This window comes from Streptomyces sp. TBY4 (assembly GCF_024213195.1).
Classification (GTDB): domain Bacteria; phylum Actinomycetota; class Actinomycetes; order Streptomycetales; family Streptomycetaceae; genus Streptomyces.
In genome coordinates this window covers 187,771-211,038 of the sequence record NZ_JANAVF010000011.1, presented here as the reverse complement: position 1 = coordinate 211,038, position 23,268 = coordinate 187,771, and the positions used below count along the sequence as shown (strand labels likewise).

General features: G+C 70.6%; 29 protein-coding genes and 1 tRNA gene. 6 read left to right on the top strand and 24 right to left on the bottom strand.

Annotated features, from left to right (window positions below):
* Positions 1-129: 129 nt before the first annotated feature.
* The 4 genes from NLX94_RS25600 to NLX94_RS25585 all read right to left on the bottom strand — a co-directional run bounded on the left by NLX94_RS25600 (position 130) and on the right by NLX94_RS25585 (position 3,765).
* Complete coding sequence (locus NLX94_RS25600) at positions 130-1,110, bottom strand: sugar kinase (protein WP_308402528.1); 981 nt, start codon at positions 1,108-1,110, stop codon at positions 130-132.
* A complete protein-coding gene (locus NLX94_RS25595) occupies positions 1,107-1,724 on the bottom strand; it encodes a bifunctional 4-hydroxy-2-oxoglutarate aldolase/2-dehydro-3-deoxy-phosphogluconate aldolase (RefSeq protein ID WP_254385418.1) in 618 nt (205 codons plus the stop codon). Before NLX94_RS25595 ends, NLX94_RS25600 begins: the two co-directional genes overlap by 4 nt.
* Positions 1,725-1,793: 69 nt before the next feature.
* Positions 1,794-2,939: a galactonate dehydratase gene (dgoD, locus tag NLX94_RS25590; RefSeq protein ID WP_254385416.1), complete on the bottom strand. Its 1,146-nt coding sequence runs from the start codon at positions 2,937-2,939 to the stop codon at positions 1,794-1,796.
* Positions 2,940-3,069: 130 nt separating this feature from the next.
* The gene (locus NLX94_RS25585; RefSeq protein ID WP_254385414.1) at positions 3,070-3,765 is read right to left on the bottom strand and encodes a FadR/GntR family transcriptional regulator; all 696 of its coding nucleotides are present in this window, start codon (positions 3,763-3,765) and stop codon (positions 3,070-3,072) included.
* A 162-nt stretch (positions 3,766-3,927) separates the two neighbouring features.
* Here NLX94_RS25585 and NLX94_RS25580 point away from each other — a divergent pair, with 162 nt between their 5' ends.
* Positions 3,928-5,289, top strand: coding sequence for an MFS transporter (locus tag NLX94_RS25580; RefSeq protein ID WP_254385413.1), 1,362 nt, complete (start codon positions 3,928-3,930; stop codon positions 5,287-5,289).
* Positions 5,290-5,312: 23 nt separating this feature from the next.
* On the opposite strand, the gene NLX94_RS25575 is transcribed toward NLX94_RS25580, so the two are convergent.
* Positions 5,313-5,858: a DUF4383 domain-containing protein gene (locus tag NLX94_RS25575; RefSeq protein WP_254385479.1), complete on the bottom strand. Its 546-nt coding sequence runs from the start codon at positions 5,856-5,858 to the stop codon at positions 5,313-5,315.
* Positions 5,859-6,116: 258 nt separating this feature from the next.
* Complete coding sequence (locus tag NLX94_RS25570; RefSeq protein ID WP_254385412.1) at positions 6,117-7,364, bottom strand: hypothetical protein; 1,248 nt, start codon at positions 7,362-7,364, stop codon at positions 6,117-6,119.
* A 112-nt stretch (positions 7,365-7,476) separates the two neighbouring features.
* Between NLX94_RS25570 and NLX94_RS25565 the strand changes: the two genes are divergently transcribed.
* Positions 7,477-7,548, top strand: a tRNA-Val gene (locus NLX94_RS25565).
* Positions 7,549-7,875: 327 nt separating this feature from the next.
* Here NLX94_RS25565 and NLX94_RS25560 read toward each other — a convergent pair.
* Positions 7,876-8,088, bottom strand: a complete 213-nt coding sequence (locus NLX94_RS25560) for a hypothetical protein (protein WP_254385410.1) — start codon at positions 8,086-8,088, stop codon at positions 7,876-7,878.
* A gap of 158 nt (positions 8,089-8,246) precedes the next feature.
* On the opposite strand from NLX94_RS25560, the gene NLX94_RS25555 reads away from it, so the two are divergent.
* Both NLX94_RS25555 and NLX94_RS39440 read left to right on the top strand, forming a co-directional pair.
* Positions 8,247-9,215: a phospholipase D family protein gene (locus tag NLX94_RS25555; protein WP_254385408.1), complete on the top strand. Its 969-nt coding sequence runs from the start codon at positions 8,247-8,249 to the stop codon at positions 9,213-9,215.
* Positions 9,216-9,329: 114 nt separating this feature from the next.
* Positions 9,330-9,569, top strand: coding sequence for a helix-turn-helix transcriptional regulator (locus NLX94_RS39440; protein WP_254385406.1), 240 nt, complete (start codon positions 9,330-9,332; stop codon positions 9,567-9,569).
* Between the two features lie 43 nt (positions 9,570-9,612).
* Here NLX94_RS39440 and NLX94_RS25545 read toward each other — a convergent pair whose 3' ends face one another.
* From NLX94_RS25545 to NLX94_RS25535, 3 genes are all read right to left on the bottom strand, one after another.
* Positions 9,613-9,819, bottom strand: a complete 207-nt coding sequence (locus NLX94_RS25545) for a hypothetical protein (RefSeq protein WP_254385404.1) — start codon at positions 9,817-9,819, stop codon at positions 9,613-9,615.
* A gap of 31 nt (positions 9,820-9,850) precedes the next feature.
* On the bottom strand, positions 9,851-10,393 hold the full coding sequence (locus tag NLX94_RS25540) for a hypothetical protein (protein WP_254385402.1): 543 nt from the start codon (positions 10,391-10,393) through the stop codon (positions 9,851-9,853).
* Between the two features lie 112 nt (positions 10,394-10,505).
* Positions 10,506-10,823, bottom strand: coding sequence for a DUF6415 family natural product biosynthesis protein (locus NLX94_RS25535; protein WP_254385400.1), 318 nt, complete (start codon positions 10,821-10,823; stop codon positions 10,506-10,508).
* A gap of 118 nt (positions 10,824-10,941) precedes the next feature.
* On the opposite strand from NLX94_RS25535, the gene NLX94_RS25530 reads away from it, so the two are divergent.
* Positions 10,942-12,057 carry a DNA-binding transcriptional regulator gene (locus NLX94_RS25530; RefSeq protein WP_254385398.1) on the top strand — a complete coding sequence of 372 codons (1,116 nt, stop codon included), beginning with the start codon at positions 10,942-10,944 and terminating at the stop codon, positions 12,055-12,057.
* Between the two features lie 14 nt (positions 12,058-12,071).
* Positions 12,072-12,650 carry an HD domain-containing protein gene (locus NLX94_RS25525; RefSeq protein WP_254385397.1) on the top strand — a complete coding sequence of 193 codons (579 nt, stop codon included), beginning with the start codon at positions 12,072-12,074 and terminating at the stop codon, positions 12,648-12,650.
* A 130-nt stretch (positions 12,651-12,780) separates the two neighbouring features.
* Here NLX94_RS25525 and NLX94_RS25520 read toward each other — a convergent pair whose 3' ends face one another.
* The 14 genes from NLX94_RS25520 to NLX94_RS25455 all read right to left on the bottom strand — a co-directional run bounded on the left by NLX94_RS25520 (position 12,781) and on the right by NLX94_RS25455 (position 23,267).
* Positions 12,781-13,035: a hypothetical protein gene (locus tag NLX94_RS25520; protein ID WP_254385395.1), complete on the bottom strand. Its 255-nt coding sequence runs from the start codon at positions 13,033-13,035 to the stop codon at positions 12,781-12,783.
* Positions 13,032-13,256: a holin gene (locus NLX94_RS25515; RefSeq protein WP_254385393.1), complete on the bottom strand. Its 225-nt coding sequence runs from the start codon at positions 13,254-13,256 to the stop codon at positions 13,032-13,034. Before NLX94_RS25515 ends, NLX94_RS25520 begins: the two co-directional genes overlap by 4 nt.
* A gap of 25 nt (positions 13,257-13,281) precedes the next feature.
* Positions 13,282-14,205, bottom strand: coding sequence for an N-acetylmuramoyl-L-alanine amidase (locus NLX94_RS25510; RefSeq protein WP_254385391.1), 924 nt, complete (start codon positions 14,203-14,205; stop codon positions 13,282-13,284).
* A 66-nt stretch (positions 14,206-14,271) separates the two neighbouring features.
* On the bottom strand, positions 14,272-14,790 hold the full coding sequence (locus NLX94_RS25505) for a hypothetical protein (RefSeq protein ID WP_254385390.1): 519 nt from the start codon (positions 14,788-14,790) through the stop codon (positions 14,272-14,274).
* Positions 14,791-14,801: 11 nt separating this feature from the next.
* On the bottom strand, positions 14,802-16,028 hold the full coding sequence (locus tag NLX94_RS25500; protein ID WP_254385389.1) for a poly-gamma-glutamate hydrolase family protein: 1,227 nt from the start codon (positions 16,026-16,028) through the stop codon (positions 14,802-14,804).
* Positions 16,029-16,031: 3 nt separating this feature from the next.
* Positions 16,032-18,740 carry a hypothetical protein gene (locus NLX94_RS25495; protein ID WP_254385388.1) on the bottom strand — a complete coding sequence of 903 codons (2,709 nt, stop codon included), beginning with the start codon at positions 18,738-18,740 and terminating at the stop codon, positions 16,032-16,034.
* 10 nt (positions 18,741-18,750) lie between these two features.
* Positions 18,751-20,823, bottom strand: a complete 2,073-nt coding sequence (locus tag NLX94_RS25490) for a phage tail tape measure protein (protein ID WP_254385387.1) — start codon at positions 20,821-20,823, stop codon at positions 18,751-18,753.
* On the bottom strand, positions 20,771-21,052 hold the full coding sequence (locus NLX94_RS25485; protein WP_254385386.1) for a hypothetical protein: 282 nt from the start codon (positions 21,050-21,052) through the stop codon (positions 20,771-20,773). The genes NLX94_RS25490 and NLX94_RS25485 overlap by 53 nt, the downstream gene beginning before the upstream one ends.
* Before the next feature lie 83 nt (positions 21,053-21,135).
* Positions 21,136-21,537 carry a phage tail assembly chaperone gene (locus NLX94_RS25480; protein WP_254385385.1) on the bottom strand — a complete coding sequence of 134 codons (402 nt, stop codon included), beginning with the start codon at positions 21,535-21,537 and terminating at the stop codon, positions 21,136-21,138.
* Positions 21,538-21,574: 37 nt separating this feature from the next.
* A complete protein-coding gene (locus NLX94_RS25475; RefSeq protein ID WP_254385384.1) occupies positions 21,575-21,988 on the bottom strand; it encodes a phage tail tube protein in 414 nt (137 codons plus the stop codon).
* A 4-nt stretch (positions 21,989-21,992) separates the two neighbouring features.
* Positions 21,993-22,406: a DUF3168 domain-containing protein gene (locus NLX94_RS25470; protein ID WP_254385383.1), complete on the bottom strand. Its 414-nt coding sequence runs from the start codon at positions 22,404-22,406 to the stop codon at positions 21,993-21,995.
* Complete coding sequence (locus NLX94_RS25465; RefSeq protein WP_254385382.1) at positions 22,403-22,765, bottom strand: HK97-gp10 family putative phage morphogenesis protein; 363 nt, start codon at positions 22,763-22,765, stop codon at positions 22,403-22,405. Before NLX94_RS25465 ends, NLX94_RS25470 begins: the two co-directional genes overlap by 4 nt.
* A gap of 8 nt (positions 22,766-22,773) precedes the next feature.
* Positions 22,774-22,935 (bottom strand): hypothetical protein, encoded by a 162-nt coding sequence (locus tag NLX94_RS25460; protein WP_254385381.1) that lies wholly within the window; start codon positions 22,933-22,935, stop codon positions 22,774-22,776.
* Positions 22,932-23,267, bottom strand: coding sequence for a hypothetical protein (locus NLX94_RS25455; RefSeq protein WP_254385380.1), 336 nt, complete (start codon positions 23,265-23,267; stop codon positions 22,932-22,934). Before NLX94_RS25455 ends, NLX94_RS25460 begins: the two co-directional genes overlap by 4 nt.
* Position 23,268 lies beyond the last annotated feature (1 nt).

The window sequence follows — 23,268 nt, the reverse complement described above, 5'->3', positions numbered from 1 at the left end:
GTGTGAGGCGCGGGGTCCGGGGCGGAGCCCCGGGGAACGGTGGAAGGGCGGGGCGGGGACAGCCCCGCAGGGCCCCGGGAACCGGCGGAGCCGGGCCGCACCCCCGTGTCGGCCAGGCCCCGCCGGGGCTCAGCGGACCACCGTGCCCGCCGGGGCGGACAGCAGCCCGAGTTCCGCGCGGGTCGGCGCGCCCTCCCAGTCGCCCCGCGAGGCCACCGCGAAGGCGCCCGTGGTGACCGCCCGGTCCAGACGGGCCTCCGCCGAGACCCCGTCGAGCAGCGCCGAGAGGTACCCCGCCACGAAGGCGTCGCCCGCGCCGACCGTGTCGACCGCGCGGACGGCCCGCGCCGGGGCGTGGAGCACCGAGCCGTCGTCCGTGTGGGCCGTCGCGCCGGCCGCGCCGAGTTTGACGACCACCTCGCCGACCCCGAGGGCGAGGAGCTCCTTCGCCTGGACGGCCGGGTCGCCCGGGGCCCCCTCCGGGAGGCACAGCGGGAGCTCGTCGTCGGAGGCGATGAGGACGTCCACCGAAGGGGCCCACGCGCGCAGCACCTCCGCAGCCTCCCCGGAGGACCACAGCCGGGACCGGAAGTTCACGTCCAGGCAGACCAGCGCCGAGTGCTCGGAGGCGAGGCGCAGCGCGAGGGTGCAGGCCGAGCGGGCCGAGCGGGAGAGTGCCGGGGTGATCCCCGTCAGGTGCAGGATCCTCGGCGGGGCCGCCGTGAAGGCCCGCTCCACCGAGCAGGCCTTGAGCCGCGATCCCGCGGAGCCCGCGCGGTAGTAGTGCACGCGCGTGACCTCCGGCAGCCTGGGCTCCGCGAGCATCAGCCCGGTCGGGGCCCCGCCGTCGTCGAGGGAGGCTCCGCGGACGTCGACGCCCTCGGCGCGCAGGGTGCGTAGGACCAGCTCACCGGCTTCGTCCTTGCCGACCGCGCCCGCCCACCGGACGGCGTGCCCGAGCCGGGCGAGGCCGATCGCGACGTTCGACTCGGCGCCGGCGACGGAGACCTCCATGCTCCCGCCGAGGCGCAGCGGACCGCTGCCGCGCAGGGCGAGCATGGTCTCCCCGAAGGTGAGGACCTCGGGGGCGGCGGCGTCGGGCCGGCTCACGCGCAGACCGCCTTGAACTCCGCCGCCCGCCGCCGCAGCGCGAGCAGGTCGCCGCCGTCGGCCGCGTCCCCGATCAGTGGGGATCCGACGCCGACGGCCACCGCGCCGGAAGACAGGTACTCGGCCGCGGCGGCCGCGTCCACCCCGCCGACCGGTACGAAGGGCAGGTCGGGGAAGGGGGCGCGCAGGGCCCGCAGGTACGCCGGTCCGCCGATCGAGCCGGGGAACAGCTTGAGCGCGCAGGCCCCCGCCGCGTCGGCCGCGATGACCTCGGTCGGGGTGATGACCCCGGCCAGTACCGGCAGCCCCTGCCGGACGGATTCGTCCACGCCGGCGCCGAGGCCCGGGGTGACCATCAGGTTGGCCCCGGCGCCGGCGGCCCGCTGGGCGTCCTCGGCGGTGAGGACCGTACCGGCGCCGAGCCAGGCCTCGTCGCCGAGCTCCTTGCGGGCCCGGCCGATGACGTCCAGCGCGTCGGTCCCGCTGAGGGAGACCTCGATGAGCGGGACGCCCTCCTCGACGAGGGTCATGACCGTGCGGAAGGACGCTTCGGGGTCCCTTCCGCGGACGATGGCGACGAGCCGCTCCTGTCGCAGCGCTGCGCCGAACTCCATGGGAATGCCTGCCTTCTGATGTGTGGGGGGTGGTGGGGGTGGGGGATGCTGCCGGGTGGTGGTGGGGGCTCACCACTCGGCGAAGGAGCCGTCCTCGTGGCGCCACACCGGGTTGCGCCAGGCGTGGCCCTTCTCGTCGGCGGCGCGGACGGCCGCCTCGTCGACCTCTACGCCGAGGCCCGGCCGCTCCGTGCGGAGCAGGGAGCCCGCGTGGAAGCGGAACGGCTCGGGGTCGGCGACGTAGTCGAGGAGCTCGGCGCCCTGGTTGTAGTGGATGCCGATGGACTGTTCCTGGATGAGGAAGTTCGGGGTGGTGAAGGCGACTTGGAGGCTGGCCGCCAGGGCGACCGGCCCCAGTGGGCAGTGCGGCGCGATCTGGGCCCCGTAGATCTCGGCGAGGGAGGCGATGCGGCGCAGTTCCGAAATGCCGCCGGCGTGCGAGATGTCGGGCTGCAGGATCGCCACGCCGGCCTCGAGCGGGGCGAGGAACTCCCGCCGCGAGAAGAGCCGTTCGCCGAGGGCGATCGGGATGTTGGAGGCGTTCACCAGGTCGGGGACGGCCCGCATGTGCTCGGAGAGGACCGGCTCCTCGACGAACATCGGGTCGTACGGGGCCAGCAGGGGCAGGATCCGGCGGGCGTTGGCGGGCGAGACCCGGCCGTGGAAGTCGAGCCCGAAGTCGCGGTCGGCGCCGAGGACTTCGCGGGCGGTCTCGGCCCGCCGGAGGCAGTCGCGGACCTCGGAGCGGGTCGCGAGGGGGCTCATGCGGCCGCAGCCGTTCATCTTGACGGCCGTGAAGCCCGCCTCGATCTGCTGGAGCAGCGCGTCCTCGATCTCGTGCGGCTCGTCGCCGCCGACCCAGGCGTAGGCGCGGATCCGGTCGCGGACCGGCCCGCCGAGGAGCTGGTGCACGGGCTTGCCGTACGCCTTGCCCTTGATGTCCCAGAGCGCCTGGTCGAGCCCGGCGACGGCGGAGGACAGCACGGGGCCGCCGCGGTAGAAGCCGCCCTTGGTCATGACCTGCCAGTGGTCCTCGATCCGCATCGGGTCCTGGCCGGTCAGGTACTCGGACAGCACCTCCACGGCCGCGCGCACCGGCTCGGCGCGCCCTTCGACCACGGGTTCGCCCCAGCCGACGACGCCCTCGTCGGTCTCGACGCGCACGAACATCCAGCGCGGTGGGGCCATGAACGTCTCGATGCGGGTGATCTTCACGGCTGCGGGTTCCTCTCCTTGTGGGGTGGCAGGAGGGGATCTGATCTGCGGGTGTTGCAGGGTCTGCGGGTCTGCGGGTCTGCGGGTCTGCGGGTCTACGGGTTCTACGGGTCTGCGGGTTCCACGGGGCCTAAGGGTGGTCGCGCTGCGCCATGTCGAGGAGGTCGAGCACGGCCCGGTGCGCCCCGTCCGGGTCCCCGGCCCGGACGCGGTCGACCACGGCCCGGTGGACCGCGTGCGGGTGCTCGAAGTCCCCCTTGTGCACCGTGCGGTCGCGTTCCACGAGGGCCGGAATGATCACCCGGTACATCTGCGCGAAGAACAGGTTGTGCGACGCGGTCAGCAGTGCCAGGTGGAACGAGGCGTCCGCCCGTACGTGCAGCACGGGGTCGGAGTCGCTCGCCGCCATCGCGGTCAGCGCCGCGTCCAGTGCGGCGAGGTCCTGCGCGGTGGCCCGTACGGCGGCCAGCGCGGCGGCGGCCGGCTCGATCGAGCGGCGCAGTTCGAGCAGGTCCGAGAAGAAGCATTCGGGCGCGCCGGCCGCGAGCTTCCAGCGCAGCACGTCGGCGTCGAAGAGGTTCCAGTCGGTGCGCGGGCGCACGAAGGTGCCGCGCTTCTGGCGGGCGTCGAGCAGCCCCTTGGCCATGAGCACCTTGATGGCTTCGCGGAGCACCGTCTGGCTGACGTCGAGCTCCTCCATCAGGAGGGGGAGGTCGAGCGTGGCCCCCTCGTCGTACGTGCCCTCGAAGATCCGGCGGGCCAGCTCCTCCACCGCGGCCTTGTGGACCCCGCGGCCGGCGTAGGCGGCCTCGCTGCTGCTGCTCATTCCGGTTTCCCCTCTCCCTGTCGGGGCTTTGGTCCCTACTTGCTCCCCTGACTGGGCAAAGACTTGCACAAGTAATCGTTAATTAGCAATTATCGAGTCGCGCCACCGGAACGACTGATTCCGGCAGCTCTGCGCTCCTCACACGTCCCCCGGGAGACACCGATGTCCCTCAGCCACGACCCGGCCGCCGCGACCACGCGGCCGGGCACCGGCACCGGCCCGTCCGACCCGTCCGGCCTGCCGAAGCGCCGGATCGGCAAGTACCGCTTCGCGATCCTCGCCGTGCTCTTCGTCAGTACCGCCATCAACTACCTGGACCGCAGCGTCCTGTCGATCGTGGCGCCGGACGTGTCCAGGGACCTCGGCATCTCGCCCGAGATGATGGGCTGGCTCTTCTCCGGCTTCGCCTGGACCTACGCCCTCGCCCAGATCCCCGGCGGCCGCCTCGTCGACCGGTTCGGCCCGCGCATCGTCTACGCCTGGGCGCTGATCGGCTGGTCGGTCATGACCGCCCTCGGCTCGCTCGCCAAGGGCTTCGGCTTCCTCTTCGCCAGCCGCATGGGCCTCGGCCTCTTCGAAGCCCCCGCCTTCCCCTGCAACGGCCGCGTCGCCGCCTCGTGGTTCCCGCGCGCGGAACGCGGCCGGGCGGTCGCCGTCTACACCTCGGGGCAGTTCATCGGCCTCGGCGTGGCCTTTCCGCTGATCGCCTGGATGGCCGCCGCCCTCGGCTGGCGCCACGTGTTCTGGATCCTCGGCGGCATGGGCATCGCCTGGGCGCTGGTGTGGGTGAAGGTCATCCGCAACCGCCCCGAACAGCACCCCAAGGTCGGTGCGTACGAGCTCGTCCACATCACCGAGGACGAGGCCGCGGCCGACAGCTCCGCCCAGGCCCGGGAGAAGGGCGCCTTCCGCCGGGACATGGGCTTCCTGCTCCGTCAGCGGCGCATCTGGGGCGTCTTCCTCGGCCAGTTCGCCATCGCCTCGACGCTGTACTTCTTCCTGACCTGGTTCCCGACCTACCTCACCAACGAGCGCGGCCTGAGCCTCGACAAGGGCGGCCTGACCGGAGCCCTGCCCTTCGTCGCCGCCCTCGTGGGCGTGCTGTGCGGCGGCAGCTGGTCCGACTGGATGGTCAAGCGCGGGATGTCGGCCTCCTTCGCCCGCAAGACCCCGATCGTGACGGGCCTGGCCCTGGCGGGCGTCATCGTCGCCGCCAACTACGTCACCTCGAACGCCGCGATGATCGCCATCATGTGCGTGGCCTTCTTCGCCAACGGCCTCGCGTCGTTCTCCTGGGTGCTGGTCACCGAGATCGCCCCCGAGCGGATGCTCGGCGTGGCCGGCGGGGTCTTCAACGTCTTCGGCAACCTCGCCGGCATCGTCGTCCCGATCGTCATCGGCTACATGATCGGCGGCGGCGACGGCTCCTTCGCCCTCCCGCTGATGCTGATCGGCGGCATCACGGTCGGCGGGGCCCTGTCCTTCCTCTTCCTGGTGGACAAGGTCGAACGCATCGAGGCGTAGGGCCTTGCGCGGCCGATCCGGCCTTACGCAGGCCTGCCGACGGGCGGCCTCCCCCTCGTGCCCGTACGTGCCCGCTGCTCCCGAGCCGCCTGCTCGGGGTGGCGGGCACGCCAGTACGGGTTGTCGTGCGGCAGGGCGCTGCCCACCCGCCCGTACATCCCGAACCACATCAGCATCACGCCCACCACGAAGCTGAACAGCACGTTGGGGATGCGGAAGGCCAGGAAGTTCATCGCCGTGTCGAGCAGCGCGAGGTTCACGAACCCGCTCGCGATGAACAGCAGACCCAGCACGATGTTGAGCGTCGAGGCGAAGCTGCCGCCGATGACCATCCCGGCGAACAGCAGCAGCCCGATGCAGATAGACAGCACGCTCAGCGCGCCGTTGGTGTTCAGCGCGAGCACCCTGTCGCCGCCGGTGTCGAAGAACCCGATCCGGTCGATGAGCCCGAGGATCCCGAAGACCACCAGCAGCAGTCCGGTCAGGCCGGCGCCGACCCGGTAGACCTGGCTGAGCCGGTGATCGCTGGGCAGGTGCTCGTCGAGGCTCGCGTTGACGGGACGCATCATGCGGTGCAGGAGCCCGGGGGAGCTCCGGGGCGGGGCCGCCGTCGGGTACGGCTCGTGGGCCACGTAGGGCGCGTAGTGCTCATGTGGCTCGTGGCACCCGTAGAGCGCGTGGGGCGCGTACGACTCGTGCGGCGTGTGCTCTGCGGGGGAAGCGTGGGCGGCCATGGCGCCCTCCTCTGCTCCGGTCTGGCCCCTCCAGCATCCGCCGATGCCCCCACCCGGACAAGTCCGGTCCGGGGGGCTCCCCGGGGACGGCCCTCAGCCGTGGCCGCGCTCGGTCCGGATGTCCGTCACCACCCGCTGCACGGAGGACCGTACGGCCTCCATCTCCTGGAGGAAGGCCCAGTAGTCGGGGTGGCGGTCCTCCAGCGCGGCCAGCGCCCGGGTCACCCGGGCCACCGCCTCGTCCAGCGGGCGCGCGTGCCGGTCCTCGGGGACCGTACGGCCCTCCATCACCAGGCGCTGCGCGTCCCGGATCGCGAACCGGGTCCGCTGTACCTCCGCCTGCGGATCCCGGGCCACCGCCTCCAGCCGCGTCAGCCGGTCCTGCGCCGCCGACACCGCCTCGTCGGTGGCGTCCAGCGCAGCCCGTACCGCCTCGACCAGGGCCGCTACGACGGCCCACTGCTGCTGGTCGCGCGCCCGGCCGGCCTCCGCGAGCCGCTCCTCCGCCTGCGCGACGTCCCGTACCGCCTGCTCCGGTACCTGCTGGAGGTCCTGCCAGCAGGCCGCGCTGAAACGCCGGCGCAGCTCGCTGAGCACCGGATCCACCCGGTCCGCCCGGTTGCGCAGCGCCTGTGCCCGGGTGCGCAGGCTCACCAGCCGCCGGTCGAACTCCGCCGCCCGCTCCGGGAGCCGCGCCGCCTCGGCCCGTATCGCCTCGGCGTCGCGCAGGATCCGGTCGGCGCGCTGCACCGTCTCCTGCACCCCGTGCTGCGCGGCGCCCTGGTTCAGCTTCGTCAGCTCCGGCCCGAGCGCGGCCAGCCGCGCCGCCAGGTCGTCGGCCCGGATCCCCTTGCCGCGCACCTCGTCCAGCGCCGTGCTCGCCGCGAGCAGTGCGGCCCGGGCCCGCTCCCGGGCCGGCGCCACCCGGGCCAGCTGCGTCTCGGCCCGGTCCAGCAGCGGCTGCAGCCCCTGCGCGAACCGGTCGAGCTCGCCCTTGACCCGGACCAGCTCCTCCTTGGCCCGCGTCAGCTCGTCCCGGGCGCGCGTCGCCGCGGACGCCTCCAGCTCCACCCGGTCGAGATCGTGCGCGTCCACGGCATTGATGTACACGTGGCTGACGTCGTCGATCCGCCGCCCGAGCGCGACGAACCCCTCACCGACCCGGCGAGCCTCCGGCGAGCCGTCCGCGGCCGCGATCGTCTCGATCGAGATCCGCAGGTCCCGCTGCGCGGTGTCCAGCTCGTAGAACGCCGCCGCGGCGGCGTCCTTCGCCGCCTGCGCATCCGCCCGCCGACTCTCGTCCCGCCCGCCGCCGAACCACCGCCGGGGTGCTGTCGTCACAGTCGCCTCTCCCGTACCCGGTCCGCATGTCCCCTGCCCCGGCCCATTCTCCCCCACGTGAACGGGTTTGCGTGGGGGGTGCGCCCTGCATGTAGGCTGTCCACTCATCCACGGGTGCGTAGCTCAGGGGTAGAGCGCTGCTCTTACAAAGCAGATGTCGGCGGTTCGAAACCGTCCGCGCCCACTAGGGAATTGAGGCGAAGGCCCTGCCCGGACAAGACATTGTCCGGGCAGGGCCTTCGGCGTTCACGGGTGTTCGGGTGGGTTCGCGTGGGCTCGGTGGGAGAGCTCATCTCCTAAAAATCACCCAAATGATCAAGGTCATCCCGGCAGGTCCGGGGCACAATATGCGAGTGGGCTCCCCGGCCGCATCATGGCCGGGGAGCCCACTTCGTGCCGGACCCGCTCGGGGGGTCACCAGGTGCAGATGCCGGCACGTCTTTACGAGGGCGCGCCCGGCTTCGACGGGCGCGCCTCTGCGGACAGGTCAGGGGTGACCCTGACGGAGCGGTTAGCCCCAGCCGATGTCCTTTGTGCTCGCCGTCGGGCTGGGGCTCGGCTGAGGTGCTGCCGGAGGGGCGCCCCAACCGATGTCGTCCGCCGACGCCGTGGGCGCCGTCGAGGCGTCGCTCGTGGTGGCGTTCGCGAAGGAGGGCGTGGCGATCAGCACCCCCGCGGCGAGTGCCACGCCAGCTGCGGCCCGTGCCATGCGGATTCGGATCATGTCGACCCCCTGGGTCCTCGACGAAGCCAAATCGAATAGACCTTCGATCGGCTGTTCCTGAAAGAAACCTTGCCACGGGCATGTGACTCAGTCCAGAGTTGAAGCACTGCGAAATCACGCACAGCTATTCTGTGCACACGGGCAGCTGGGGGGCGGCCATGAGTAACGAGCGACCCGCATCACTTTTGCCACTCACCGCGGCAGACGAGGCCATGTACAAGGCAGTCGCCGATGGTGCGGAGGTGGCTGACGGCGACATCCAGCGACTAGCCGGACTGGGCCTGGTAGTTGAGAGCCCCTACATCTCGGGCCAGTGGGTGGCGCTCGACCCGCGCGACGCCCTGCAGCGGCTCCTGGAGGCGCAACAGGACGCGTTGGCAAAGACTGTGGGGCAGCTCGCCCTGCTGCCCGCACTGGAGGGTCTCCGAGTCCACTTCGACCCGCAGCGAATGTATGGGGGGCATGCCAGCGAGTTTCTGCCCACCGTGGCTCAGATGGACAACCGACTCGGTGAGACGTCATCGCGAGCACGGGTGGAAGTGCTCTCGGCTCAGCCGTACGCGCCTTCCCGTAGGGATTCCGGGTCCCGAAAGCTCGGCAGTGACCGAAGCATCGCTCTCCTCGGGCGCGGTGTTCACGTGCGCCTGCTCTACGGAGGCGCCGCCGTCGCCGATGACGCGACGAAGGAGTACGTCGCCGCGTTCACCCACGCCGGCGGCGATGTTCGCGTACACCGGGCTGCTTTCCCCCGGGTTGTCATCGTGGATGATCGAGACGCCTTCGTGGACGACCACGTAACGCGAAAGGGCGGATCGGTGAGCGGCTGGCACATCAGCGACCGGTGCGCCGTCAGCTGGGCCCGGGTCACCTTCGATCACCTCTGGGCGGCTTCGTGCACCTGGGAGCGGGCGCTCGGCTGGACGGCCAGTGGGCTTTCGGAGAGGCAGCTCGAACTGCTCCGCTTTATGGACGCTGGGCACGATCAGCCCACCGTGGCGAAAAAGGCGGGCGTCAGCCTGCGGCTGCTGGCGAAGGAATTGGCTGCCGCCCGGGGCCAGCTGGGCCTTGCAACTACGAATCAGCTCATGGGCTGGTACGGGCGGTGGGCGGCCAGCAACGAAGCCTAAGGCACGGGCTCCCCCCGCGGCATCATCGCAGGGGGAGCCCGTGAGTCTCTCAAGATCACATAATGTGTCGTGCACGATACATACATCAGTCCATGATCACGACAGCTTGGACGGGTGTCCCGCCCTGCAACTCCCGATCACGTACTCGTCCGCCGACGACGCATCGGCGACCAGATCCGGGCGGCTCGCCAGCAGCAGAACTTGACTCAAGAGCAGGTGGCCCTGCGCGTGGGCATGGAGCGAGCGAACTACGTCAAGATCGAGCAGGGTCAGGCCTCACCGCTCCTCGACACCCTGCTCCTCATTGCCGACGCCATCGGCGTCCCCCTTGCGCACCTCGTACGCGAGGGGTAGCCCCGGCCGGCGGGGGGACTGCTGGCCGGGGCGGTCCTCGGTGTCAGCGTGCGAAGACGAAGCCCCGCTCGGGCTGCCGCCGCCGCGCGCTTGCTGCCTCGGCGAGGACGTAGGCCGTGATGTCCCGACCAGCCCCGTCGACCACGAGGTAGGCGCCCGCAAGATCCAACGGGTCCTTCGCTTTCACGATCCCGGGAATCCCGAACTGCCTCATCGCGGCGTGCAGCTCGTAGGCCTCACCTGCGGTCATGTCCTCACCCTTTCGTTGGCGTGCGGCGAGGCTACTCGCCGCCACCGTGCGTCGCGCAGTTCCCGGGATTGATCGGGCCGCAGCCGCCCGGCATGGGCGTGTGGTTGCAGTTCGCGGCCACGGTCACGAGCGACCGGCCCGGGCCCACCCACAGCTCGGCGTCCGGCGTGTATCCGGCCTGCTCGATCAGGGCGACGGTGCGGGTGAGAACGTCGTCGTCGTGCCGGGACTGGTCGGGGCGCTCGGGGTAGTGGTGGACGGTCCGGCCCAGGCGGCTGCACAGGGTCGCGTACAGGTGGGTGTGGAGGATGAGTGCGTGCCAGGCCTCGTCAACCTCGCGGGTCGGGGAAATCCGAACCGTGGGGAACAGGGCGGCGGCCGACATGAACTTGAGGGCCTCCACCAGGAGGCGCCCGGCCATCTCGGGCTCCATGCCAGGGTTGTTGTCGAGGACGGTGGCACGGACGTCGTTGAACTGGGCGTCGGTGAGGAGCCCGCGCGGCGTGGCTGCGGGGGTCGGGGTCTCACCCTTGCCGGCGCTGCACGGGGGCGGGGTCGGGTACGGACTGGACATAGCGTCTCCCTAGGTTGTGTGCAGGAAGGTGCGGTCTAGCGGGTGCCGACGACGATTGCGGCGAAGATGCCGACGACGATCAGCACGTAGAGGAATTGGCGGGTCAGTTCATTCACTGGCGCTGCTCGCTGAGCGTCGAGGCCATGGCCCGGATGATGCGGGCGAGGCCGCGGGCGTGATTCCAGTTCGCGTGATCGCCGTTGCCCAGTGGGCCCGAGTCGACAAAGTAGGCCCACTCGGTCAAGGCAGCGCCCGCGCGCTCGGTGCGCTGGGGCGCCGGGATCTGGTCCACCTGAGCGTGGAGCTCGTTCCCGGCGGTGATCAGGTCGTCGACCAGGTGCGCCACGCCCTCGGCGTCCGGCCGCTGCTCGTAGGACGCCAGGGCACGCGCCGCGAGCTCCTCGATCGTCTGCGTCTCGCCGGGGTTCATGCCGGTGCTCCCTACCGTCGTCAGCGGGTGGTGAGACGAGCCTAGGGATCCGGCCATTGGGTACGAACTGACCCGGAGTACGGGTAGTTTGAGACCGCATGCTGACAGAGGAGGCGCGATGAGCGGCGACGGTCAGACCACCCTGACCCACAGTCAGGGAACCTCCCAGCGCGGTCGCAGCGGCATAGTGTCCGGCTACGTCTTCCGCGTCATCCGAGAGCAGCTCGGCCACACGCAGGAGACCCTGGCCGAGGCATTCCTCGTGTCCACCGATACGGTCGCCGGATGGGAATCAGGACGACGGCCGCTGACGTCCCTGGCCGTCGGCCAGATGCTCGCCCACCGGCACCGACTCTTGCGGATGGGCATCAGCCCGGCCTTGCTCGTCGCCCTGGACAAGGCCCTGGAGGCTGACGTCCTCCTGGCGAGCGTGCTCTATGACGACGGGCCCACGGGCGACAGCCCCCTGGGCGCTTGGGTCATGCAGCGCGACCTGATCGAGGTCCTCGCGTGGCCCCTCAACGGCGTAACACCCGAGCCGATGCGTGCCCTCCACGCGCCGGCCCGCCCACGCCGAGGACCAGTGCCCTCCGGGCCGGAACTCTCCACAGGCAACCGACGCCGGTTCTTCCGCCGGATGCGGCGCACGGCGGAGGAAGCGCGCGGGGGCCCATTCCTGCTCCGCCGCCAAGCCCTCTACCTTGCCGGGTACGACGATGCGGCCGACACCTCTGACTGGCTCACCCAACAGCAGCGGGCCGAGCGCCCCGACGACTGGCTAACCCAGTGGCTCAACGCCCGCTCCGTGGCCGCCGTTGCTGCCCGGCAGGGAGACCGCGACCGCATGAACCACTTCATCACATCCACCCTGGAAGATGACGACGCGGGCGAGGCCGCGAACCTGAACTACTGGGCCTACTGGATCGGTGAATCAGCGCACCTCCAGCTCTCCGACGACTTCATCGCCGACCCCACCGCGCCGGCCTGGCAGGGCCACAAGCTCCTCCGGCACCTCGTGGCAGGCCTCTCGCCCGAGCAGGGCTTCTTCGACCTGAACGTCCACACCCTCTGGGCGCTCCTCGCGGCCCGGCCCAACCTCCTCCGTGCAACGTCCGTGCCAGGAAGTGCGCTCCGAGACCGGCTCCCGGTGCTGTTGGATATCACCGAGCCCTCGACGCGCGCGCGTCGAGAGCTGGAGGGAATCCGGTACGCGATCCGCCTCGCCGAGGCGTGAGAAGGAGAACAGACGTGGCTGACGACCTGTCCGCGGTGGCGCGCTTCCTCTACGAGGCGGGCACCCTGAAGAACACGGCCCGCTCGGGCTGGTGGATGGCCGGCGTCAAGCTGCCCGAGAGCGTCGCCGAGCACTCTTGGCGCACCTCGCTGATCGCCTCGATCATCGCGAAGCTGGAGGGGGCCGACCCGGCGCGAGCTGCATTCCTCGCTGTCTGGCACGACACCCAGGAGACCCGTACCGGGGACGTCAACCACCTCGGGAAGAAGTACTCGACTGCTGCTGACCCGGTGGCGGTAACCGCTGACCAGACGGCGGGGATGCCCGAGCTCCTGGCCAAGGCCCTTCAGGAGCTGGTCACCGAGTATGAAGAGAAGGACTCGCCCGAGGCTGTATGTGCGCGCGATGCCGACAAGCTGGAGTGCATGCTCCAGGGCATCGAGTACAAGGCCCAGGGGTACGAGGCCGCCCAGCGGTGGATCGACAACAGCCAGGCCCGGCTGACGACCGAAACGGGTCAGCGGCTTGCCGAGGAGCTGCTCGGGCAGGGCACGCTCGACTGGCTCCGGGCGGCTATCGGCGAGAAGGCCTGACCCTGGACGCGCGAAAGCGCCCCCTCCCGGCCCGAAGGGGCCAAGAGGGGGCGCTGTGCTGTGCGGTGGTCAGGCGGGTGCGGGGTCGAGGTTGGTGAACGTCATCCGCTACGGGTATCCGGAGTGCCTCCTACTTTGCGACGAGCTGGTACATGCCGAGGCCGAGTGAGCCCAGCGCGACGACCGCGGCGAGCGAGGGAAGTGGCCATCGGGCCCGCTCCAGGGCCTCGACGCGCTGCTCCAGGGCGTCGATGTCGGCCTCGGCCTGGTCGGTGCGCTGGAGGGCCAGTCCGAGCTGACCTCGGATCTCGGCGAAACCCGTTCTGATCTCGCCCCTCATCTCCGCCAGTTCGACCGCGACCCTCGTGGTGTCCTCGGGGGTCACTCCTCAGTCCGAGGCAGCCAGCCCGCCGAGCCCGGGTCGCCGACGAGGGGGCCGAGGACGCCCTTGAGTACGGACAGGGCCGCCGGGAGCGCGGCGATCGCGGCCGCCTTCAGGGCGCCCACGCTGGTGAGGTCGAAGCCGTCGGCCAGGAGCAGGGCGAGGAACGTCGTGGCGTACGCGGCGAGGGTGCGCTCGGCGATGTCGATGAAGAGGCGAGGCATGGTGATCTCCGATCGGGTTGGGCGGTTAGGTGTTGGGGACCTGGAGCTTGTTCCAGGTCGTCGGCCCGGGCGGCCACGTCGCGGCGTCGCCGCTGTAGCCGAGGGAGCGCTGGTAGGCCTCGTAGGCGTTGACGTCGGCACGGCCGAGCTTGGGGCCGGCGCCGACGGAGTAGTAGCGGCCGAAGCCGCGGGCGATGAGCCGGTTGCCCATCTGCGTGAAGATCGGCGAGACCTTGCCGAGCGCGGCCTTGCTGCCGGCCATGAAGAAGGCGCGGCCCGGGTACGGCTCGTAGCGGGAGGCCGGCGGCGGCGTCGGGGTCGTCGGCGGCCTGGTCGGCGTGGAGCCCAGCCGGACGCCGATCCGGTCCCGCATCGAGGCCATGGTGAAGCCCTTGGGGTCCGACTTGTCGTCGCTCCACTCGAGATGGCCGATCGTCGACTTCGGGCCCCAGCCGTGCGCGCGGCACAGTGCGGCCGAGACCCGCTCGATCGCGTCGAGCTGGGGGGCCGGCCAGGGGTCCTGGCCGTCGCCGAGGTTCTCGCACTCGAAGCCGTAGAAGCGCGCGTTGCCGTCGATGCCGTCGGAGTTGCCGACGTCGGGCGCCGGCGGCCGGGCCCCGTACTCCTCGGCGACGACCGCGGCCAGGGTGTCCGGGTCGCCGCCGCCCGCGTGGTTGGCGCGGCCCCAGCCGATGAGGTGGACGATGCCGTCCTTGGTGATGACGCCCTGGCACAGGGGGCCCGGGAGGCTGGTGTAGCCGGTGCGGCAGAGCTCGACGGTGTAGGCGGAGCCGCGGGTGACGGTGTGGTGGATCATCACGCCGTGGACGGGCCCCCAGGGGCCCTTGTGGTTGCGGTTGTGGGTGCGCCAGCCGGGATGCTCCTGGACACGCACGCCCTCAGCGAGGAGCGCGGCCAGGAACCGGTCGGCGGACAGCGGGTCTGCCATTGAGGGCCTCCAGGGCATGGGAAACGCCCCGGCCATCAGGCTCGGGGCGTACGGGGGTGGGAGGGGTCAGGCGACGCGGGTGAGCATGAGCCACGACCCGGCGCGCATGATCGACGCCGTGGCGTTGCTGGTCTGTTGGGCCCAGTTGAGTTGGAGCGTTCCGGCCGTCGTGCTGGTGACAAGGCGCCCCCAGAGCGGGGCTGTCATAAAGGTGCTGTTTTCCGCGCCGAACCCGCCGAGGGGGAAGGCGGAGTTGCCGATGACCTGTCGGTCGACGACCACACCGTTTGAGGCGACGCCACCGGTAGCGGTGGTCTGGGCGTGGATGATCCATTCGAATGTGGCGTCCGACGGCCCGGTCCAGCCCATCCTGATATCCGCCGAGGAATGCGCCGAGTACAGGAGCATTCCGTTGACGATGTACTTCGCATTGGCCTCTACGGGCACCAGCAGCGCATTGTCGTTGACGTTGACGGTCGATGACGTAATCGACTGGTCCGCCGACTTTTCGACGTACAGGGGCTGCATTGCGTTGAGCTGGGAAGCTGGTATCCACCTGCCTGCGGCCGCGCTGGGATAGACCATGTGCCCTCCTTTCAGAGTGCGGTGATGGCAGGTTGCGCGAGGCGGAGTTTCGCCCCGGCCGAGTGTGCTTTGACGATGCCGTTGGTGCTGCGGGTCACGGTCATTCGCTGCGGTGACGGCACCTGAAAATCGCCCCACGCCACCGCCACCGGCAGTGTGTTGGTATTGGTGATCGACAGGATGGAGCGGGTGCCTATCTGCCCGTCCGCAGTCAGGTCGGTGTCCGTGGCGGTCAGGTGCCACGCGTACGGTTCCTCGTCGCCGTCCGGCCAGACCCGAGCCCGCAGCGTCGTGCCCGCCACTTCGAAGCGGCACCAGAAGCGGCGGCCGGGCGCGTGCGTGTATCCGGTGGTGTGCGTGCCCGCGAGGCTCGTCTCCGTACCGGCCACCCGTTTCCGAAGGGTGAGGAGAACGGTTTGGGCGGCGCTGAATTCGATTCTCGCGAGGTACATGTTGCTGGCGTCGGTCCACCGGGCTGCGAGGGCGCAGAACTGGCCGCCGCCGGCGGCGAGTTTGTCGGTTGCGACGGTCGCCAGGAGGTCGACGTTGGCGCCGGGTGAGTCGATCGTGGTGTACCGGGAGACGTTGATGCTGGTGAGGGACACCATTCCGTATCCGATGACCGCATTCTGTACGGCAGTGGCGTACCGGTAGAAGGCCTCGGTTCGCTGGCCGGAATCGCGCATGGCCCGGGAGAGATCGCCGTTGGGAAAGAAGTCCGCCCTTTGCTGCCTGGACAATTCCAGCTGCACTCCGGCCAAGCGGAGATTCTTGTTGCAGATGTTGTCCGGGTTGTCGCCCGCGATCTCTGAAGGGGCGTTCGTCACCTCGAAGCCGGCGGCCCGCAGGCCGTAGGCGACTCGGGCTCCGAGCTCCTCGTCGAGTCCACCGAGCGCCGTGGTTGCGAACCCGCTCACCCCTGTGTAGCCGTGGAAGCTGAGGGTGCGGCTGCTGGCGGCCACGAGCGCGACGGCATTGGGCTCGTCGAAATGCGTTGACGTGAGGTGCAGGTCCTGATTGCCGCTGGTCTTCAGGCCCTTGAAGTCGAAGAGCGCCATGGTCGTGCCGCCGCCGGACACCTCGTAGGCCAGCTCGGAGCTGCCGGCCTCGATGCCGCCGCCGTGGATCGCGATCGCCGCGTAGGTCGCCCCTGTCGGGATGATGGAGGTCCGGGTGAAGTCGACGCCTTCGGTCTCGGCGGCGGACAGTTCGGCCCAGTTGTCGTACAGGTCACCCATCGCTCATGCCCCTTGCACGCTGAAGTCGGCGGCGGCGCCGCCCGATGTCGTCCACGTCTGGCCGGAGTCGGTGGTGCCCCAGCCGGAGGTGACCAGGCGCTGGTATCGGTCCTGTCGGCTGCCGTTGATCATCGTTACGGTCATCACCTCACCGCCGACCAGCACGTCGAGAGGGGTGTCGAGGATGTCGGTGGTCCAGAGCGGACCCACCGGAGTCGTGATCGATACGACGGTGTCGTCTGCGTCCAGGCCGGCGTCGAGGGTCGTGCCGTCCGACTCCGCGCGGCTGAGGTCTGGATCGTCGAGCACGGCCACGGTCCACGGGCCGGCCGGGCTGCAGTTCAGGACGATGTCCCAGCTGCTCGTGCGGCCGAAGGTCTCGGTGTACCCCTCGACGATGAGGTCGATCGGGCCGGGCGGCAGCCAGTGCGGGGGGTTGATGATCTGGATCCGGTCGCCGATGTCGAGCGCCAGGACGGACGGGATCAGGGACGCGGCCGCGGGCGCGGCCAGGTCGATGTGGACGGTCGGGTACCTGCCCTCGTCCCACGTGCCCAGGTGGAGGCGCCAGCTGGCGATGCCGGCCAGCTGTCCGTCGGTCGCGACGGAGAGGGTCGGTGCGTGTTCGTAGACGCCGATCCCGTCCGGCGGAGGGAGCACGGACAGCGGGCTCGTCTCGTCGATGGCCGGCGCCGAGCTCCCGCCGGTCCGGCTCACGGTGATCGCGTTTCGTGATCCCTGGTCGTCGTCGGTCGGCTCCAGCGGCGGGGCGACGTGGCCCTCGGCGTTGTAGTCCAGGACGAGGCCGACAGGCCGGTTGTAGAAGGACTCCCGCGACCGGTAGTGCAGGCCCAGCCTGTCGCGGCTCTCGAAGAGGACGCCTCCGTCGGCTGCCTCGCACTCGCCGAGGAGGGTGAGCAGCCGGTCCGGCCGCTGTGGGCCCATCGCGGTCGGCGCCAGGTCTGTGGTGAGGGGCACGCCCTCCTCGGTGCTGAGCCGCAGGAGCCGGCTGCTGGCGTTCTCGCCGAGCCACCCGTCGTCGGCGCGCTCGTACACAGCTGTACTGGAGCTGGCGAAGACGCCGAGGTGGCCGAGTCGGACGTCGGCCGCGAGGGGCCCGCAGGTGGTGGCGATGCCCGTGATCGTGCCGGCCGAGGCGGCCACGGTGGTGGTGGCCCCCCAGCCGTTGCCGCTTACGTCGATCCAGCCCAGCCGGTAGGTGACGGTGCCGCCGCTGGTTTCGGCGGTGAGTTCCAGCCGGTTCCAGGACGCGTGGAACTCGATCGTGACGGAGGGGATGCTGAACAGGACGGCGCCCGTCGAGGTGTACCCCTCGAGGAGGACGCTGCCGTTGTCGACGTTGAGGATGATCGTTTGCGCCGTGCCGGAGGTGTTGAACGTCAGCAGGCGCGTCGAGGACGCGGGGGCGGCCGGCCAGTAGAAGACGCAGCCCAGCATCCACTGGCCGGTCGACGCGTGGGCGGGCACGGTGCCGAGCATGGTGGCTGTGGCGGTGAGGCGGGGCAGCGATGCGGACCCGCCCAGGGAGTCATCGGCCGCGAACTCGAGTCCGGACACGGTGAGAGGAGCAACTCCCGCGAGAGGGGAGTAGGCCTGCCGCGCATCCCTGCCGTCCTCCATCGGCCAGTACGCCTTGGGGGCCCCGACGGTGGGGATGCGGCGGCGCAGCGGTGAGGCCAGGGCCTTGGCGCCCTGGCCGAGGCGTCGCAGGATGCCGGCGCCCTCGGCCGGCACGTAGACGTTCTTGCCGGAGGCGTCCCAGCGCGGGTTCCAGGACGACACCTCGGCGTGCAGCCGGTACTCGCGATCGGTGACGGCAGCGGCACCGGCGACGGTCCACGTGCGGCCGGCCGAGTCCGCCCACGACGTGGTGCCTGGGGTGAGGGCCCGGACATCGGGGCTGGCGACGACGGTTCCGCTGATGCCTGCGCGGACTTCCGCCCGGTGCAGTTTGCCGCGCCAGGGCGGCCGGTTCCCCGCGGTGATGATCTGGGTGGGCGCGATCTCCAGCGGCGCCGTGCCGCTGTAGATGCTCGTCGTGCCCGTGCCCTCCTGGGTGCCGACGAGGTGCCACGGTCCGGCGAGGGTCTCCGCCCAGTACAGGGTGACGGTCCAGCCGCCCGACCCGTTGTTCACGTCGAGGGTGAAGCGCAGGGCCGCCCGGTGGGGCAGCTGCGGCAGCTCGATGGACGCAGTGATCGCCGCTGCCGACAGGCCGGTCGGCGACCATGCGAGGACGCCGAGCCCGTTGACGAGCCGGCAGATCCACGACCGGTTGCCGTCGGCCGTGGACCACTTGCCGATCAGCGTCTGGTGGTTGATCCCGTGCCAGCCCGCGGTCAGCTCGACCGCGACGTCGAGGTCGCCGGTGACGTCGAGGCTGCTGTGGTCCGGGGTCGCGACGATGTCTCCGGAGACCCCGGTCATCGCGAGGTAGGGCTCGGCCACCGGGACGCTGAAACGGATCGGGGTGTTCTTGCCGATCAGCCCGTAGAGGTCGCTGCGCGGGTTGCGGGGGCTGTAGCGGCCGTCCCGGTTGTCCAGCTGCAGCCTCACCTTGCTGGGACCTACGACGGCGTCCTCGTCGCGGCGGCCGCGCTCGATGACGACGGGCGAGCGGGCGAGAACACTCGTGGGGATGGGGGTCCACACCCCTGCGATCTGGAGCTCGGTCAAGAGGTTGTGGGCCACGGTGTGCTCCTTACTGTCGGGGGCGGAAGTAGTCGCCGGCGTCGCCGCGGCCGTCGATACGGACGGAGCGTTTGATGGCGGTGGCGAACATGCTGTCGACGGCGGCGTCGATGACGAGTCGGGCGACGAGTTCCTGGCCGCCGCCGCGGGCGGCCGCTCCGACGCCGACGTTGACGTTGCCGGGGATGTCGGAGGTGACGCCCTGCAGGGTGCGGCGCAGGGCGGGCAGGCGGTCCTCGACTCCGTCCATGAGGCCGCTCATGAGGGCCTCGCCGGAGGGGGTTAGCAGCCGCATGTCCAGGGACATGGGGCCCTTCCAGTCGGGGATCATGTTGGTGATCGACGAGAAGCGGTTGCGCAGGCTGCCGATCATGCCGGTGACGCCGTCGATCAGGCCCTGGATGATGCTGCGGCCGGCGCCGACCAGGAGGCCGCCGAGGTCGCCCACGGCGGATTGCACGCTGCGGGGGATGCCGCGGACCCAGTCGACGAGGGCGGTCCCCTTCTCTCTGGCCGAGGTGACCATTCCCCCGAAGTAGGCCGAGACCCGGCCGGGCAGGGCCGACAGCCAGCCGATCGCAGCCGAGACGCCGCGCGACCCGGCCTCGACCTTGCTCGTCACCCAGTCCGTCGCCGTGCCGACGGCGTTCTTGATGGTGTCCCAGTGCTTGATGATCAGCCCGGGGCCGGTGAAGTTCAGGAACAGTTCCGTGAGCCGGGCCCAGCCGGCCTGAAGGCGGGTCCACAGCCAGTCCCAGGCGGCGCTGACCATCTCGGTCATGAACTTCCACGCGGTCTGGAACCACGTGGTCTTCGTCGCGATCAGGACGATCACGGCGATCAGCGCGACCACGGCGAGGATGATCCACGTGATCGGGTTGGCGAGCATCGCGGCGTTCATGACCCACTGGGCGGCAGCCGCGATGGCCATGGCGACGGCGAAGATGCCGAGCGCGACCGCTATGGCCTTGAAGGCGTCGGGGTGGTCCTTCGCGAACTCGGCGACCTTCTGCAGGGCGGGGCCCAGGAACTCGCCGAGGGAGGTGGACAGAGAGCGGACGATCGATTCGTAGGCGTGCATGGGCGAGGCGGCGAGTGCTTCCTCGGCGCGTTTGGCGGCGCCCTCGACGTTGTCCATGCCGCCGGCGGCGACCGCGGTAGCCGGGTCCATCGCCCACAGCGCCTTACCCGATTCGCCGGCCATGTCGCCGAAGAGCTCGACCGCGAGCTTGGCCTGCTTGGCCGGGTCCTTGATCTTCTCCAGCGCGTCGAGGGACGTCTTGAGGGCCTTTTGTGCGTCGGGCCCGCCCTTGCCGATGGCCGCAAGCATTTGCTTGCTGTCCAGGCCCAGGCCCTTGAACGCCTCGGCCGCGCGGTCGGTCTCCTCGGAGGTGATGCGCGCGAACTCGTGGAGCACGTCCGCTGCTTGGTCGATGTCGCGGCCGCCTGCCTTGACGTACTGGCTCATCATCCCGAACGAGGTCTGTGCGTCCAGGCCGATCCGCTTGAAGTGGGTTCCATACTCGGTGACGATCGCGGGCAGGTCGGCGACCATGCTTTTGGGCAGGGTCTGAGCCGCAGCCGTGAGGACGTCGAAGGCCTCCTTGCCGTCCTTGACAAGGCCCTGGTTGATGAGCTGGCCGGCGGCCGTCGCGGCGTCGGCCACGTCGAGCTCGAAGGTCTCGGCCAGAACGAGGGCGGACGTCGTCATGGACTGCAGCTCGTCGTCGCTCAGCTTGCCGAGACCGCCCATGGCGGAGCCCACCCCGGCGATCGCCTCGTTGACCCCGTCGATGCTCTCGCCGAACCCGGCGGAGAACACGTCGCCGGCGACGCTGCCCGCGCGCTCCGCCTCCGCCTCGGTCAGGCCGAGCTGCGCGGTCAGCTTGGCATTCGCAGCGCCGGCGTCCATGGCGTTGGTCAGGCCGACGGCGAACATGGCGCCGACGGCCGCGCCGGCGGCGACGCCGCCGATCCCGAGCAGGGAGTTGTTGACCTGGTCGGCGGCGCCCTGCGCGCCCTGGGTCAGTTCATCGCTGTTGATGCCGAGCTCGACCAGGAGCTCGGCCAGGGTCTGCGACATCGGGCGGGCCCTCCTTGGTGAGGTCTCGGCCGCCCAGTGAGCGGTTCATGGTCTTGACGGCGGCGAGCATCTCGGTCCAGTCCATGTGCCGGCGCCCGCCGCGGTCCCACTTGGGCAGGAAGTCGGTGACCCGCGCCTTGCGGCCCTTGCTGCGGGCGGCGTTGCTGACGGTGGCGGCGAGTACGGCCATGAGCAGGTCGTCGCGGGCCTGCCCGATCGTCCCGGTCACCTGCTCGTAGGCGATCCACTCGGTGAGCTCGGCCGAGGAGTGCGTGGCCAGGAGCTCGGCGACCGAGACTCCCTTGGCCAGGGCTAGGCGGAAGTAGAAGGCCCGCTCGGGGCGGGCTCGGAGTTTCCCGCGGCGTCCTCGGCGGCGTCCTTGCCGAGCCCGGAGATCTTCTGTGCCTTGGCGTACAGGCGCTTGATGACCTTGCCGTTGCGGGCGCCGAGGGCCTGGACTTCCTTGTCGGTGTAGAGCCGCTGGAAGTCCTCGTCGACGATGCACCGGGCGAGGAGCCGGGCGGAGGCGTCGAGGAGGTTGACGCCGGAGACCTTGCCGGTGGTGCCGACACGGACCATGGAGGCCTCGTAGGCGTCGCGTTCGGTGCCGGACAGGCCGAGGAGGCGCACTTCCCCTCCCCACTCCGGAACGGGGACGTCCTCCCATGTGCGGTCGTCTGCGGCGTCGATCTGTACTCGGGTCAGCAGGGCCACGGCCGCGCCTCTCTGTAGGTGGGTTGGTGGGGACGGGTCAGGAGATCGTGGGCTTGCCGGACACCTTGAACGTGAGGGTCGCGGACAGCTTGTCGTCGTAGGGGGCCTCGGGTTCGAACCCGGTCATCACGGCCTTGAACGCCCACACGGTGGTGTCCGGGTCGGGGAAAACGATCTGGTAGTTGCGGGGGGCGTCGTCGTCGAAGTCCTCGATCAGCGCGTCGTGGTTGGCGGGGTCGTAGTTGATGTCGATCGACACCTCACCGCCGTCCTTCAGACCGCCGATGAACTCCATCCACGCGTCCGGGCTGCCGTGCGAGGTGACGTCGATGGTTTCCCGTGACAGGCCGGGGCCTGAGACGTTGGTGACGTCGGCCAGTGGCGTGAACACCTCGGGGACGACGCCGTCGCCGCGCCTGAACTGGGTGCCGAATCCGTCGAGTCCAGCCATGGGTCTACTCCTGTTCGGTGATGATGCGGAACCGCATCGGGATGTGCCGGATGTCCCCGGGCGGTTCCGGGTCGGTGAGGGTCTGCGAGAACTCGAACCGGGTCGCGACGTGGTGCAGCCCGGCGATGGTGAGCGCCTGGTGGTCGAGGAGCTCGACGATGCGGGCCGCGATGCGCTGGCCGCGCGCGTGCCCGCGGTACTTCGTCCAGACGTGCAGGGTCAGGGTGGTCTGCCGGCCGAATCCGCCGTGCCGGTTGTCGGGGATCTCGGTGGCCTCGCCGATCGTCACGTAGTCGAAGGCGACCGCCTCGGGCACGTAGTCGAACACGCCGGTGATCAGCGCCATCAGCGCCGGATCACCGGTCAGCCGCCCGTACACGGCCTGCTGCACGGGGGCCAGGGCGGCGGGCGCGGTCACCGGGTGGCCCGCTGGACCTCGTCGGTGATCCGGGTGACGATGCGGGCCCGCTCCGCCTCGAGGGCGGGGCCGAGTGCCGGGTTCGCGGTGATCGCCCGGGTGCCGTGCTCGTGCAGGGTGGCGTAGGCCGCGGTGTCCGCGTCGCTCCAACCGACGTGTGCGGTCAGCCCGGAGTCGGAGTAGGTGATGTCGACCTTCTCGCGCAGGTTCGTCGTGTCGACCCGCACCGCCTCCTGCGTGTCCTTCTTGACCGCCTCGGCCGACTCCTTGACAGCTCGCCGCAGCGCCTCCTTGATCTCCTCGGGCAGCTCGTCGAGCCGTTTGGCGAGCTCCTCCAGGCCCCTCACGCGGACCGTCATGGCCACGGCTACCTCCTCTTGCGCAGATCGCGGCGGATCGTGCCGAGCTCGCGGGCGATCGCGATCAGCGCACAGGCGATCGCCGGGCGGGCGTCCTGACGGGTCTGCAGGTGGTCCTCGGCTCGGGCAAGGGCATCGTCTGAGTCCGCCGGCGGGACGGGCGCGGTCACCGGCCGAGCTCGAACGCGCCGACCTTGACCGCGGTTACCGCGCTGTAGGTGATCGCGGCCCGACCGTCGGCCCCGCGCGAGAGGCCGGTCAGGGGCACGCAGGCAGTCTTGCCCGCGGCCACGGTGACGGTGACGTTGGCGATCGCGACCCCGGACACCGTGCCGGGAGAGGCGATGGTGACGGTCTTGGACGTGGCGTCGCCGTTGAAGACGTACAAGAATCGGCCGGGGCCGATGGGTGCGGTGTCGCCGAGGGCGGTCGCCGAGACGGCGGTGGTGTCGAGGGTGGCACCGCCGGCGACGGGCACGAGGGTGAGTGCGAGGGCGGCCATG